This is a genomic window from Shewanella sp. BF02_Schw (genome assembly GCF_014596695.2).
Classification (GTDB): domain Bacteria; phylum Pseudomonadota; class Gammaproteobacteria; order Enterobacterales; family Shewanellaceae; genus Shewanella.
In genome coordinates, this window is sequence record NZ_JABKAW020000004.1 from 367,662 (window position 1) to 381,264 (window position 13,603).

Below are 13,603 nucleotides of genomic sequence, written 5' to 3' on the forward strand. Positions count from 1 at the left end.
GGGGCAGGGTAAAACTTTTATAAAAAGATAAGTAGTTGTAAGCGTTAACCATGCCACCCATTGTTAAATTTCTGGAGCGAGCTGTATTTTGAGTACTTTTCTAGGCATTTGTTTACTGATGCTGCCATTGATCTTTTTTGGCATTTATTCAAATCATGAATTCGATTTATCGCTTTCGGATAACTTAAAAAAATGGAAATGGGGTAAGTATTTTGCCGTTATTCTTGTACTAATATACATAGTCTATTTACTGATGTATGGGCACAGTTACGTTGTAATGGGTGCCGGTGAAACAAGCACGTATTTAGAAGATTGGGTGCTGTATTATCTTGTGCCAGGTTTATGCTTAGCGGCAGTAATATATTCCAAACCAGTAGGTTACTTTTTTGGTGATAATAGCTCAGAGTTTGGCTCATCGATTAAAGAAGATGTCGCTTTTATGCTTGGCCTTCTGTGGTTGTTATTTTTTACTTGGCAAATATTCTTAGAAAGCTTGTAAACGACACGAATTAATCATGGCATCCATTGTTAAATTTTCCATTATTAAATTTTTACCTAGCCTTTTAAAGCCAGCTAGTAAAGTGAAGCTAGACTGTTCACCCTTTACTATGATGAAGTGCCACGCAGGCCATAAATGCAAAGAGTAAACACCTGGATTCCGGCTCAACCGCATTGCCGGAACGACGGTGAAAAAGTAAGGTTAATCTACTTGCATCCAATCGACTTGAACGCCAGCTTGCTCAAACATCTCTTCGCTGACTTTAATCTTATCTCCCCAGCGTGACAGGAAATCTTCGTTGGGTTGTGGGCTATGCACAGCGCGCAATCCTGTTTGGATAATCTTGGCGGCGCAGTTTGGGCAGGGGAAGTGGGTTACCCAAATCTCACAACTACTGAGATCTCGTTTGGCATGCAGAATGGCGTTTTCTTCTGCATGGAGCGTTTTTAGCAGTTTCATTTCACGGTTATCGGTTTCAGCGCTATCTGATATTCCGTGAGGATAACCATTAAAGCCTAGCGAGACGATGCGATTGTTTTCAGTGATCACCGCGCCAACTCGGGTGGAAGGGTCTTTACTCCAAGATGCTACGAGCTCGGCCATTTGTAAAAAGCGTATTGCCCATTTTGTCATCATCTTATTGCCATTCCTATGCTTTATATATCAATGTATTTGGGTGCTATTCTCTATGCAGAACAGTGATAAATCAACCTTCAATATTCTAACCTTGGACCCACTTACTCTTTCTCTTTTTTATATTAAGTAGGGTTATGGTGCGTCTGTATAGCAGAATTTGACTGCCAATTATTTAGGTCGCGTTTACTTATTCTAATGAAATAGCCCGAATCTACTCTTCATTACCTACTCTTCATGACTCAGAATAAAGTTATTAATCGCTTTTGATATCAGGTCTTTCTTCATTGAAGTGCGGGAAACGGGTTCGTTGAACCAGAAACTCATTGGTTGATCGAAGCCGATACCGTGCATGTAGTTGTAGATTGCTTTGCGCAGTCCTTCGCCCAGCATGTCATGATCCGTTCCGGTTGGGTCGGTGAAATCGACATCGTTTTCAGCAAATAAGATCTCTGGGCGTTCAGCAAGGGTGATACCAAATTGCTCTGGGTTCATGCCTATCGGGCTGTGGATGGTGGCGACAAAACGGTGCCAATAGGCTGACTGGAAACAACCTAGTTCCATCATCTGACGCACCATTTCTAGCGAGTCTATGGTTTCTTGCTCGGTTTGTGTTGGGAAACCATACATTAAGTAAGCGTGAACCATAATACCGGCATCACTGAATGCTTTGGTTACATGGGCTACGCGCTCAACGCTGACGCCTTTTTTCATCAGTTTAAGTAGACGATCTGACGCTACTTCAAGGCCGCCGCTGACGGCGATACAACCTGAATCTGCCAGTAATTGACAACGATCTGGGCTAAAAGTCCGCTCAAAACGGATATTGCCCCACCAACTGATCACTACGCCGCGTTCAATGAGACGTTTTGCAAACGCAAATAAGGTTTTTGGTGGTAAGGCTTCATCGACAAAATGGAAACCAGTTTGTCCGGTTTCTTCGACAAGCTCTACGATTCGGTCAACCAGCACATCGGCGCCTGCAGTATCGTAGCGGTCGATATAGTCCAGGCTGACGTCGCAGAAGCTGCATTTACGCCAGTAACAACCATGGGCTATGGTCAGTTTGTTCCAACGTCCATCACTCCATATACGGTGCATTGGATTAAGCATTTCACACAAAGATAGGTAGTCACCTAGTGGCAGGCCATCGTAAATTGGGGCGCCAACTTCGCTTTGTGGAATATCGTGCAGCTGTGTGTTTTCATTGAAATGGACATAGGGCTGGCCATTTTCATCCTCTGCGAGGAAATAGGTTCGTACTAAATCGTCTATCTCACGCTTACCTTCAAAGTATTCCAGCAGAGTGATAAGCGGGCGTTCGCCGTCGTCCAGACAGATAAAGTCAATAAACTCAAATACACGAGGATCTTTTAGTGCGCGCAGCTCGGTATTAACAAACCCGCCGCCGATGACGATAGGAATGTCTGGATTAATGGCTTTACAGGTTTGCGCAATACGTAACGCGCCCAGCATATTGCCGGGAAACGGCACGGTTAATGCGACAACACTTGGTTGGGTGTCTTCCAGATACATCTCGACCAGCTGCTCCAAAATTTCAGAGCTGAAACTCGGTTCACCCATGAGGGTGTCGTAGAGGTTGTCAAAACTTGGGTTAGCCGCAGCTAATTTCTCGCCATAACGGCTGACTTCAAAGTAGGGATCAACGCCCTGAGTAATAACGTTTGATAGATCATTAATAAACAGAGTGGCCAGATACTTGGCTTTATCTTGTACGCCTAAATTACCAAAGGCGGCTTGCAACACGTCGCCAGATACCGCTTCCATCTCAGCAATTGCATCAAACGCTGGGCCTTCGGGTAAAAAACGGCGGGTGTTAATGCGCATAGCAAGGCTGGGATCTTTGCCTTGTAAAAAGCGAATGGCAGGTTCTACTGTGAGGTGATAACGCTCAAATTCAGCCAAAAAATTAAAGATGACATCTGGCAGTTCGTCGTCTTCAAAGTGTTCGAAGTTTTCTTCTACGTGCTGACGAATAATGTCCAGCGCAGGCGCTGTCATCATCTCAAGGAAAAGCTCAATCGCAGGATCTCGCTGAACCGCCTCATAGCCTCGTGAGCGTAAAAAACCGGTTAAATACGCTGTTGCTGGATACGGTGTATTCAGCTGGGTCATCGGTGGAGTCATTAGAAGAACGGTCATAGCCTGCCTTGATCGTAAAAGCCGATAAAAATGAGCTCGCATTCTAACAGTAAAAATAGTTCAAATCCTGTTAATTCCGGCTTTCATCTGGCTTGCTAGTAGGCATCATGTTTTCGCCACATGATGACGATTGGAAGAGAAAAGTATTTTTTGAATGATATTAAAGGCTAATGGCTTATCAATGATCAATATTTTGATCTTTTAAATATGGGACCAGTTTGAGTTGTTATTGCTCTTAACAAAGAGCAATAACAACGGGCATGGTATTGCGGTTAATTGGTAAGAATAGGCTTTAAATAGCCAGAGCCAAGTTGGCGCATTTGTTTTTCACCCCAAGCGACTCTTTGGCGCAGGTATGGGGTTAAATTGTTAGGGTTTCGGTTACGCGGACTCGGCAACAACACTGCTAGGCGCGCCGCTTCATTGTTGGATAGATAGCGGGCCGATTTATTAAAATAGTGCTGACTCGCCGCTTCTACGCCATAAATACCTTTACCAAATTCGGCTACGTTTAAGTACACCTCTAAGATACGCTTTTTGCCCCAAATCGCTTCAAGGCTCACGGCCAATATGGCTTCTATCCCTTTGCGAACAAAGCTTCTACCCGGCCAAAGTAATAGATTTTTTGCGGTTTGTTGGGTGATGGTACTGGCACCACGCAGGCCTTCTCCACCGTCGTACTGGTTAAGGGCTTTAGTGATGGAGTTGATATCGACCCCGAAGTGCTCTGGAAACAGTTGATCTTCTGCGGCCACTACGGCTAAAGGCATGTGCGCTGGCAGTTCATCAATGCTTACCCAGTGCTGACTAACCTGATAATCGCTTTGCAGCATAAATGACGTCGTCGGTGGTGGCACAAATCTAAGCAGCAGTAACAATAGCGCCAGTAATAGCAAAAATCGCCACATGACAAACCATGTCCAACCGAAAAAACCTCGTTTACGATCTGTCATTCACTGCCTCATGTTATGTTTAACGAGCCTGTGTGGGGCGTTGTCGTTTTCGACGTGCAGAGTATAGGATATTGGGCATTAAGGCCAAAGGCTAATCAACGTCGTGCAAACTTTATATCTTAACTGACGTTTACCCCGTGACGGTGCGTAGAGTCATTAAGTCATGCGGTCCTAATGTCCTTATGGGCTAATTAACTCGGTTGGGTTGTTAACAAGATAGTCTGTATGTCTGCCAAGCTTGTTTGCCATTGATGATAATCAAGCCGAATAGGATAGGCGTTGTTATCGACCATCAGCACTAATGAGGGAAATCCTTGAATGGGAAGTTGGCGAGCAAAATTGATTTCTTTGAGTAATTTATCTTCTGTTTCATCAGCGCTTAATTGCTCTGTGAACAAGTCTGCGGGGATCCCTAATTGAGTCGCAATCGATACCAAAGTATCAACATCAGATGGATTACGCGCGTTCAGGTAATAAGCCTGTTGAATGGCATTGATCATTTGTTGCTCTAGCCCATATTGGCGAGCAATGATGCTAGCTCTGCATGTTGGGTAAGTTGAACGCCTTGGTTGGCAATGCTGCCAAAAGTCGTGATTAAACACGGTGCCAAGTTGTTGAGTAATTTTTTGCCAGGTTTGTTGTAACATTTGCTGCATGGGTTGCGGCATGGGTTGGTCGGAGTCGGGCGCTAAACCACCGACTAGATAGTGTAGACTCAATTGCTGGCCAAACTGCTGTTGTAGTTGAACTTGCAGAGCATCCCATGTGGGGCGATATCCCCAACACCAACTGCACATTGGATCGTGAACATAATAAAGTGTTGTGTTTGCCATTGTGGACCTCATTGTTAGCTATTTACTCACTATCGTTTATTTGCTTGTCTATTTACCGTTACCGCAGTTAGGGTCATGTTTTATATTATTCAATCGGTCGGTAAAACAGTAGAAACTAAGGTTGTCATATTAATTCGATAATTCAGTCATATTCAATGCGTACACTGTTCCTGATGATGAATTTTTCAGCAAACCATTACAACTGACATTACCGCATTACAACATGGAGCAAAAAGATGACAAGGAAAAAAAGTATAACACTGGGTATCATTTCAGTTTTAACCAGTACGTTATGGATTTCGGGGTGTAACAGTAACGATAATAATGACACCACTGCAGAAGTGGATAAAAGTGTTAGCGCTCAAGTAGGCCCTAGGCCGCTATTTTTAGTCGGTCAAATGCAAGACAGTGAGTTAAAAGATCAATTAGCGCAATGTGCTTCAAATTCATTTTACCGTACTGACTTTTCTATTGGTCATCGCGGCGCATCAATGCAATTTCCTGAGCATACCAAAGAAGCTTATCAAGCAGCTATCGATTCGGGCGCAGGTATTGTGGAATGTGACGTGACATTTACCGCAGATAAAGAGTTAGTTTGCCGTCACTCGCAGTGTGATTTAGCCACTACCACTAATATTCTTGCTATCCCGGCCCTAGCCAATAAATGTTCAGTGCCATTTTCACCAGCCGATGCTGTCAATGGCGTGAGTGCAACGGCAACCTGTTGTACCAGCGATATTAGTGTTGCAGAGTTTACAACCTTGCAAGGCAAAATGGACGGCTTTAACCCCAATGCCACCACAGTTGAAGAGTTTATGGATGGCACGCCAAATTGGCGCACCGATTTATATGCCGGTAATGGCACGTTAATGACTCACGCTGAAAGTATTGCCTTATTCAAAGCTGCTGGAGTAAAGATGACTCCCGAGCTTAAGTCGGCCAGTGTCAGCATGCCGTATGATGGATTTACCCAACAAGATTACGCCCAAAAAATGTTAGATGAATATGCCGCAGCAGGCGTTGATGCATCGCAAGTGTTTCCACAATCGTTTAATTTAGACGATGTAAAATATTGGATAGCCAACGCACCTGAATTTGCCGATCAAGCGGTATACCTTGATGGCCGTGACGAGCAAGCTGGATTTGATCCGCAAAACAGTGCCACATGGTCACCGAGTATGGACACCTTAGCGGCAGACGGGGTCAAGATTATTGCACCACCTTTATGGATGCTGGTTACCGTAGGAGACAATAACGCGATAGTGCCATCTGAATATGCCAAAGCAGCAAGTGCCGCTGGCTTGAAGATTATTGCTTGGTCATTAGAGCGTTCGGGGCCACTGAGTCAAGGCGGCGGTGGTTGGTATTATCAGAGTATTGCTGACGTGATTGATAACGAAGGTGATACTTTTGAGCTGTTAGATGTACTGGCAAAAGATGTCGGGGTAATAGGAGTGTTTTCTGACTGGCCTGCCACGGTGACATATTATGCTAACTGCATGAATATGTGAGGCTTAATAACATTCCAGCCTTTCATTTAATGAGGGCGAACACCATAGAATAAAAAGGTGCCGACATTGTTGGCACCTTTTTATTTCAATTAACTATACTCGTGGATGGCAGAGTATTTATTGCTCGCTGCCCAGACAGCCCTAAAGCAAGTTGGTGATGAAAAATGCTAATGTTGCTATTGGTGTCGTATCGAAGTAACTGAAATCGCGGAATAAAGGCGATTTATAATGATGTTATTAGCCTTTAGTCTATATAGATTGCACAGGATGTCAGTGGTAGTGTAACTACATAATAATACTCGTAACAATATAAAAAATAAGGATATTGCAGGATGAAATTAACCAAACGTTTTTGCATGATTGGCGCAGCTGCAGCGCTATCTATTAGTACGGCTGTTATGGCCGCGCCGACATTTATCAATATTCTCACCGGCGGAACTAGTGGTGTTTACTATCCTATCGGTGTGGCTTTATCTCAACTTTACAGCAATGGCATTGAGGGCTCTAAAACCTCAGTACAAGCGACTAAAGCGTCGGTTGAAAACCTTAATTTACTACAAGCTGGGCGTGGTGAATTAGCGCTTGCACTAGGTGATTCGGTATCGGCTGCATGGGAAGGTGATCAGGAAGCCGGTTTTAAAGCTCCGCTTAAAAAATTACGTGTTATTGCGGCAACTTATTCTAACTACATCCAAATTGTCGCCAATAAAGATGCCGGTATTAATAGCCTTGCAGATTTAAAAGGCAAACGTATTTCTGTCGGGGCGCCAAAATCAGGTACTGAGCTAAACGCTCGCGCTATTTTTGCTGCTGCAGGACTCAGTTACGACGACATGGGTAAAGTGGAGTTTTTGCCTTATGCCGAATCTGTTGAGCTGATTAAAAACCGCCAATTGGATGCGACTTTACAATCGTCTGGTTTAGGTATGGCAGCGATTCGTGATTTAGCCGCGACAATGGATATCAACTTTGTAGCTATCCCTGCGGATGTTGTCGCTAAAATTAATAATCCTGCTTATCAAGTTGGGGTGATTACGGCCAATACTTACGAAGGCCAAACAGAAGATGTGAGTACGGTTGCGATACAAAACTTATTGGTAAGTCACAGTAAGGTGTCTGATGAGATTGCTTATCAAATGACTAAGCTGATGTTTGAAAACCTAGACCGTTTAGGTACTGCTCACTCAGCTGCTAAGGCGATCAGTTTAGCCACAGCGGCAAAAGATCTGCCTATTCCACTACACCCAGGTGCAGAACGCTATTACAAAGAAGTGAATGCGCTATAAGTAATAGTCTTAAGTTAACAGCGCTTGTTTGGTAAACCCAGCAAGCGCTTGTTTATTTCTGTCTTTCAACCATATTTGCTAACTTCCGTTTTAGATCAAGAGTGACTAATTGAGTCAACGTCATTTTTAGTCCACTCATTTTTCTGAGCTGAGGTTATTTAGTTGTAGTAAGTGTCGAGGCATACCATGAGCGATCCAACCCAAATTACCGAACCAGAGCAGGGCTTAAGTGCCGATACTCGCAACTGGCCGAAAGCCTTGTTTGCAGTAGCATTAATTTTTTCTATTTTCCAAATTACCACCGCGGCATTTCATCCAGTTTCGACACAAGTATTGCGCGCCGTACACGTGGGCTTTTTATTATTAGTGGTGTTTATTAGTTATCCAGGTATAGGCAAGAGTCAGCCATGGCAACCTTTGGCATGGATACTCGGTTTAGCGGGTATGGCTACCGCAGTTTATCAATGGGTGTTTGAAGCAGACTTAATTCAACGTTCCGGTGACTTAACCCAAAATGACATGATTATTGGTGTAGTGTTAGTGGCTTTAGTGTTTGAAGCCGCAAGACGAGTGATGGGAATAGCCCTGCCGATTATTTGCGGTATGTTTCTGGCCTATGGTTTGTTTGGTGAGTATTTACCCGGTGAATTGATGCATCGAGGTTATGGTTTCGACCAAATAGTTAACCAGTTGGCCTTTGGTACCGAAGGCTTATACGGCACGCCAACCTATGTGTCCGCGACCTATATTTTCTTGTTTATTCTGTTTGGGGCTTTTTTAGAGCAAGCTGGAATGATCCGCTTATTTACCGACTTTGCTATGGGCTTATTTGGGCATAAAGTGGGTGGGCCTGCAAAAGTGTCGGTGGTATCGTCGGCACTCATGGGCACTATTACCGGTTCGGGGGTTGCCAATGTGGTCACCACTGGCCAATTTACTATTCCGCTAATGAAGCGTTTTGGTTATCGGTCTGCTTTTGCGGGGGGTGTAGAAGCCACATCCAGTATGGGCAGCCAAATTATGCCGCCGATTATGGGCGCCGTAGCCTTTATTATGGCTGAAACCATTAATGTGCAATTTATTGAAATTGCTAAAGCGGCAATGATCCCCGCGGTATTGTATTTTTGTTCGGTGTTCTGGATGGTGCATTTAGAAGCTAAACGCGCCAATTTATCTGGCTTACCCAAAGACCAATGTCCAGATCCGTGGGCAGCAATTAAGTTGCGTTGGTACTTACTCATCCCATTATTTATTTTGATTGGTTTGTTGTTTTCCGGTCGTACACCGCTGTTTTCCGGCATGGTTGGCCTAGCACTCACTGCGATTGTGATTTTAGGTTCGGCCATTATTCTCAATCTATCATCAGCTGCTATGCGGTTTGCTTTTTGGATAGCGTTAGGGGTGATATGCGCAGGCTTTTTCCAGTTAGGTATTGGGGTGATGTTTGGCGTTATTGCCATGCTGGTGGTGGTTTGTTGGTTTGTTAAAGGTGGTAAAGAAACTCTCACATTATGTTTGCATGCATTAGTTGAAGGTGCACGCCATGCTGTACCTGTAGGTATTGCTTGTGCGCTAGTGGGCGTGATTATTGGTGTTGTGTCACTAACCGGTATTGCTTCAACGTTTGCCGGCTATATTCTGGCTGTCGGCCAAGATAACTTATTTTTGTCTTTAGTGCTGACGATGGTGACGTGTTTGGTATTAGGTATGGGGATCCCGACCATTCCTAACTACATTATTACCAGCTCAATTGCCGCGCCAGCGTTACTGGATTTAGGTGTGCCGTTAATTGTGTCACACATGTTTGTGTTTTATTTTGGCATTATGGCAGACCTTACACCACCAGTTGCCCTAGCGTGTTTCGCCGCGGCGCCAATCGCTAAAGAGAAAGGCTTAAAAATCAGTTTATGGGCCATTCGCATTGCCATTGCTGGGTTTATTATTCCGTTTATGGCGGTGTACGACCCTGCGCTAATGCTCCAAAGTGGTGGTGTGCTAGAAACGGTTTATGTGGTCCTTAAAGCGACGGTGGCTATTGGTATTTGGGGCGTGATATTTACCGGCTACTTATTACAGAACCTTTATTGGTGGGAACGTGTTTTAGGCTTTATTGCTGGTGGCTGTTTGATTATGGCGACACCGCTGAGTGATGAGTTAGGTTTTGGTTTGGCACTGGCGTTTATTTTGCACCACGTATGGCGTGCACGTAAGCTAAAACGTTTAGCGCAGGGCGAATAATGCTAGGGCTATGTTTGGGTTTAGCAGGCACGATTTGGGCTCAAGTGCCTGCTGAACAGATGACATTGTCTTGGACTCACACAATTGAGAAAATTCGTTGGGCCGAAGATTATCGATTAACTAATGAAGGTTTTATTTTAGAACAAGCAAGGGTAAAAGGCAGTGGCGCAGGAATGGAAATCCCTGCCGATGCGGTGTTAAAAGATGGCAGTTGGCACTACAAACCGCATTTACCTATTTTGCCAATGCTAAAGTTGGGCCGCACGCCAGAAGCAGGCGATTATCAGTTATGTGTGTCATCGACTCAGGCTGGGCAACAATGCCATTCTATGAGTTATTGGGTGGGTGAGCCTACCACTGAGCAGCCCTCCATTGAGCTATGGGGCTGTGATATACCAAGTTAGTTAATCGACATAATAGATAGGCGTTGAAGCATAAAAAAAGCTGAATCAATTGATTCAGCTTTTTCTTTATTTGAGATGTTTACAACCAGTTACTTTGCAAAGGCATCTTGCAGTGCAGGTACAACTTGTTTTTTACGGCTTAATACGCCGTCTAACCACACGCGACCATCAACGGTAGGTTTACCGTAAGCGCGCTCAGTTAAGTCTGCTGAATCAGAAACAACTAACATTTCTGAACCTTCTTTCATGATATCGGTTAGCAGCAATAATACGCTGTGACGATTGCCTTCAACTTTCAATTTAGCAATATCAGCTTCTAGGTCAGCTTTGATGTCGTCAAATACAGACAAATCGATAACTTCTAATTGGCCAATACCCACTAGGTTACCGTTCATGTTGAAGTCTTTAAAGTCACGCATAACAAGGTCACGCGCTGGCGTGCCTGCAACTGCTGATTTTACTTTAAACATGTCCATGCCGAGTTCTTTAAAGTCTTCTACACCGGCGATTTTTGCTAACGCTTCAACGCAACGGATATCGGCAGTGGTACAGGTTGGCGATTTGAAAATAACCGTGTCACTTAAGATGGCGCACATCATGATACCAGCGATGTTTGCTGGAATTTCTACTTGGTAGAAATCGAACATCATTTTAATGACGGTGTTGCTGCAACCTACTGGACGGATCCAACATTCTAGTGGAGTAGAAGTGGTTAAGTCGCCTAGTTTGTGGTGGTCGACAATACCGACGATAGTGGCTTGAGCGATATCATCTGGCGCTTGAGTAATTTCAGAATGGTCAACAATATAGACTTCTTCACCAGCGTAACTGGTTTTATATTCTGGTGCTTCAAAACCAAATTTTTCTAAAATAAAGGCGGTTTCTGGTGATAGCTCGCCTAAACGGGCTGCAATTGCCGGTTCATCGATTTGGTTTTTTAAATATGCTAATGCTATAGCACCACAAATTGAATCTGAATCAGGGATCTTGTGACCCACTACATACATTGCCATTGAAAGACTCTCCTATAAAGTTGCCCTGATTTTAACAAGAATTGATCTTCATCGCATTAAAAAATACCACTTCAACGGTTCAACTTACCATATGAGTGTTATCCATGATGATATGCGTGTTTAATTGACAAAAAAAGGCCCCGAGCGGAGAGTCACGGGGCTTTTTCTATTTTACACAGGGTAAGTGCTTATTTGTCTTTAGCTTGGGTATAACAATGATATTGAAGTCTGTTTCAGTGTTCTATTGAGACTATCTCAAGTGCTCTGTCGAGGTGCTTCTTGTGCTCGAATTAACTTTAGCAGACTTCTATCAAATAGCGATGACTTACTCATAACTCAGTAGTAGGACTGAGCGTTGGTCATGTTTTAAGGTTATACCCGTACCTTTATCACCACTTTGCGGACTTTTTGTGGTGTAGGGCTGGTGCCCGGCATATGGATGTCACCAGGAAAAAATAATGCAAACATGCCCGCTTTTAGCGGAATAAACGCCGCATCATCTTTGTTAGATTCATAGTCGTATTCAGCATAGTCATGCTTGTCAAAATAAGGCTTAGAAGGCGTTTGATTGGCTAACGGTAAATAGCCAAATTCTTCTTCACCGCTAACCACATACTGCACATCAATATACTGTTGATGAACTTCAAAGGGTTCGATCTCTTTAGGCTTAGTTTCATAGTCATTGACGATAACGAAAATGTCTTTGCCTTCAAGCGGATAGTTGCCCACTTCAAGCTGGCTAAAGTCGGTGTCCGCGAGATGAGCTAATGCTTTGGCTAATCTCGGGCTAAGTTGAGTGTATAGGTGACGATTTGCTAAAGTATCAACAATCATAAAAATTCCGTAAGATAAGAACCATAAAAATATGCTAGCGTGTTAGCGCTAAAGCATACAGTTTTACAAAGATAACAGCATTACAAATATAAGAAGGATTGTACATTGCCTGCATTACGTTTACTTGCTGGACCAACGGCTTACGAACAACTAGAAGCGAATGGCTTAGATCAATCATTGTTTACTCAGCTCTTTGCTGCATCAGGCGGGCCTAAGTGGCTGGCGATAGCAGGCTTAGATAAATATTTATTTAGTGAGTTTTTTCAGGGGCGCGAAGATCCCCTTTATACCATGGGCGCGTCGTCGGGTGCGTGGCGTTTAGCTTGTATGGCGCAACAAGATCCATTAGCGGCTTATGAACGTTTAGAACATTTTTATATTCATCAGAATTACGAAAAAAAGCCGACGCGTGAACAAGTCAGTGCCCAAGTATTGCAAATTGTTGATGGCATTTTAGGTGAACAGCAAGGCGCTGATATTATTGCTAATCCATTAATTCGTCATCATATGGTGGCCTGCCGTGCCCGTCATTTAAATCGCATTCATGCCAAATTTGGCTTAATGATGGGATTATCGATGGCAGCGGTAAGTAATGTCATCAATCGAAAAAGCTTAGGCTGGCACTTCGAGCGGGTTATTTTAAGCCATAAAGACGCCGCATCACCTTTTAGGCGCCTGAAAGATTTGCCCACCAAACATGTCGAGTTAACTCAAGACAATATCCGTCATGGATTACTAGCGACAGGATCTATCCCGCTATTGCTTGATCCGGTAAAAGATCTGCAAGGCTCGCCAAAAGGCCATTATTACGATGGAGGCATAACCGATTATCATTTTGATATGCCATTACCCGCTGCGACAGGGTTAAGTTTGTATCCGCACTTTTATCCGTACATGAGCCCCGGCTGGTTTGATAAGTCCCTGTTATGGCGCAAAGCCAAAGCCAATTACCACAATGGCTTAATTTTAGCACCGAGTAAGCAATTTATTGCCAGTTTACCCTTTAGTAAAATTCCAGACCGTGAAGATTTTAAGTATTTAGATACCCCAACTCGTATTGCTTATTGGCAGCAAAGTGTACAACAAAGTCAAATATTAGCGGATGAATTTGCCGAGATAGTCGCCTCTGGCACGATAATGGATCGTATTGAACGTTTGTAAAGTGGCCACACTCTGAGTGTTTTTGTCCTGTTAGTGAAAGATAGTCTTATTGAACTAGGTCTATTGAAATAAGAC

At 43.7% G+C, this 13,603-nt stretch carries 12 protein-coding genes; 6 read left to right on the forward strand and 6 right to left on the reverse strand.

All coding sequences use genetic code 11. The features are described from left to right. The first annotated feature begins 88 nt into the window (after positions 1-88). Positions 89-499, forward strand: coding sequence for a hypothetical protein (locus tag HNW13_RS16935; protein WP_192114138.1), 411 nt, complete (start codon positions 89-91; stop codon positions 497-499). Between the two features lie 201 nt (positions 500-700). Here HNW13_RS16935 and HNW13_RS16940 read toward each other — a convergent pair whose 3' ends face one another. The 4 genes from HNW13_RS16940 to HNW13_RS16955 form a co-directional block, all read right to left on the reverse strand. Beyond that, complete coding sequence (locus tag HNW13_RS16940; protein ID WP_101085100.1) at positions 701-1,135, reverse strand: cytidine/deoxycytidylate deaminase family protein; 435 nt, start codon at positions 1,133-1,135, stop codon at positions 701-703. Between the two features lie 225 nt (positions 1,136-1,360). Beyond that, the gene (locus tag HNW13_RS16945; protein WP_101085101.1) at positions 1,361-3,295 is read right to left on the reverse strand and encodes a radical SAM protein; all 1,935 of its coding nucleotides are present in this window, start codon (positions 3,293-3,295) and stop codon (positions 1,361-1,363) included. A gap of 272 nt (positions 3,296-3,567) precedes the next feature. Next, positions 3,568-4,248, reverse strand: coding sequence for a monofunctional biosynthetic peptidoglycan transglycosylase (gene mtgA / locus HNW13_RS16950; RefSeq protein WP_192114139.1), 681 nt, complete (start codon positions 4,246-4,248; stop codon positions 3,568-3,570). 191 nt (positions 4,249-4,439) lie between these two features. Beyond that, positions 4,440-5,081: a DsbA family protein gene (locus HNW13_RS16955; RefSeq protein WP_192114140.1), complete on the reverse strand. Its 642-nt coding sequence runs from the start codon at positions 5,079-5,081 to the stop codon at positions 4,440-4,442. Between the two features lie 236 nt (positions 5,082-5,317). Here HNW13_RS16955 and HNW13_RS16960 point away from each other — a divergent pair, with 236 nt between their 5' ends. The 4 genes from HNW13_RS16960 (at position 5,318) to HNW13_RS16975 (ending at position 10,520) form a co-directional block, all read left to right on the forward strand. Next, on the forward strand, positions 5,318-6,592 hold the full coding sequence (locus HNW13_RS16960; protein WP_192114141.1) for a glycerophosphodiester phosphodiesterase family protein: 1,275 nt from the start codon (positions 5,318-5,320) through the stop codon (positions 6,590-6,592). Positions 6,593-6,924: 332 nt separating this feature from the next. After that, on the forward strand, positions 6,925-7,878 hold the full coding sequence (locus HNW13_RS16965) for a TAXI family TRAP transporter solute-binding subunit (protein WP_011638983.1): 954 nt from the start codon (positions 6,925-6,927) through the stop codon (positions 7,876-7,878). 204 nt (positions 7,879-8,082) lie between these two features. Continuing rightward, positions 8,083-10,116, forward strand: a complete 2,034-nt coding sequence (locus HNW13_RS16970) for a TRAP transporter permease (RefSeq protein WP_162024405.1) — start codon at positions 8,083-8,085, stop codon at positions 10,114-10,116. Beyond that, positions 10,116-10,520 (forward strand): DUF1850 domain-containing protein, encoded by a 405-nt coding sequence (locus HNW13_RS16975; RefSeq protein WP_011638981.1) that lies wholly within the window; start codon positions 10,116-10,118, stop codon positions 10,518-10,520. Before HNW13_RS16970 ends, HNW13_RS16975 begins: the two co-directional genes overlap by 1 nt. 89 nt (positions 10,521-10,609) lie before the next feature. Here HNW13_RS16975 and HNW13_RS16980 read toward each other — a convergent pair whose 3' ends face one another. After that, entirely contained in the window at positions 10,610-11,533 is a 924-nt protein-coding gene (locus HNW13_RS16980; protein ID WP_192114142.1) for a manganese-dependent inorganic pyrophosphatase, read from the reverse strand. Positions 11,534-11,905: 372 nt separating this feature from the next. Then, a complete protein-coding gene (locus HNW13_RS16985; RefSeq protein ID WP_102036963.1) occupies positions 11,906-12,367 on the reverse strand; it encodes a YhcH/YjgK/YiaL family protein in 462 nt (153 codons plus the stop codon). 105 nt (positions 12,368-12,472) lie between these two features. Between HNW13_RS16985 and HNW13_RS16990 the strand changes: the two genes are divergently transcribed. Then, a complete protein-coding gene (locus tag HNW13_RS16990) occupies positions 12,473-13,528 on the forward strand; it encodes an alpha/beta hydrolase (protein WP_192114143.1) in 1,056 nt (351 codons plus the stop codon). Positions 13,529-13,603 lie beyond the last annotated feature (75 nt).

Coding starts and splice junctions, on each gene's coding strand:
- HNW13_RS16940 (WP_101085100.1), bottom strand. CDS start 1,135: ATGATGACAAAATGGGCAATACGCTTTTTACAAATGGCCGAGCTCGTA.
- HNW13_RS16945 (WP_101085101.1), bottom strand. CDS start 3,295: ATGACCGTTCTTCTAATGACTCCACCGATGACCCAGCTGAATACACCG.
- mtgA (WP_192114139.1), bottom strand. CDS start 4,248: ATGACAGATCGTAAACGAGGTTTTTTCGGTTGGACATGGTTTGTCATG.
- HNW13_RS16955 (WP_192114140.1), bottom strand. CDS start 5,081: ATGGCAAACACAACACTTTATTATGTTCACGATCCAATGTGCAGTTGG.
- HNW13_RS16960 (WP_192114141.1), top strand. CDS start 5,318: ATGACAAGGAAAAAAAGTATAACACTGGGTATCATTTCAGTTTTAACC.
- HNW13_RS16965 (WP_011638983.1), top strand. CDS start 6,925: ATGAAATTAACCAAACGTTTTTGCATGATTGGCGCAGCTGCAGCGCTA.
- HNW13_RS16975 (WP_011638981.1), top strand. CDS start 10,116: ATGCTAGGGCTATGTTTGGGTTTAGCAGGCACGATTTGGGCTCAAGTG.
- HNW13_RS16980 (WP_192114142.1), bottom strand. CDS start 11,533: ATGGCAATGTATGTAGTGGGTCACAAGATCCCTGATTCAGATTCAATT.
- HNW13_RS16985 (WP_102036963.1), bottom strand. CDS start 12,367: ATGATTGTTGATACTTTAGCAAATCGTCACCTATACACTCAACTTAGC.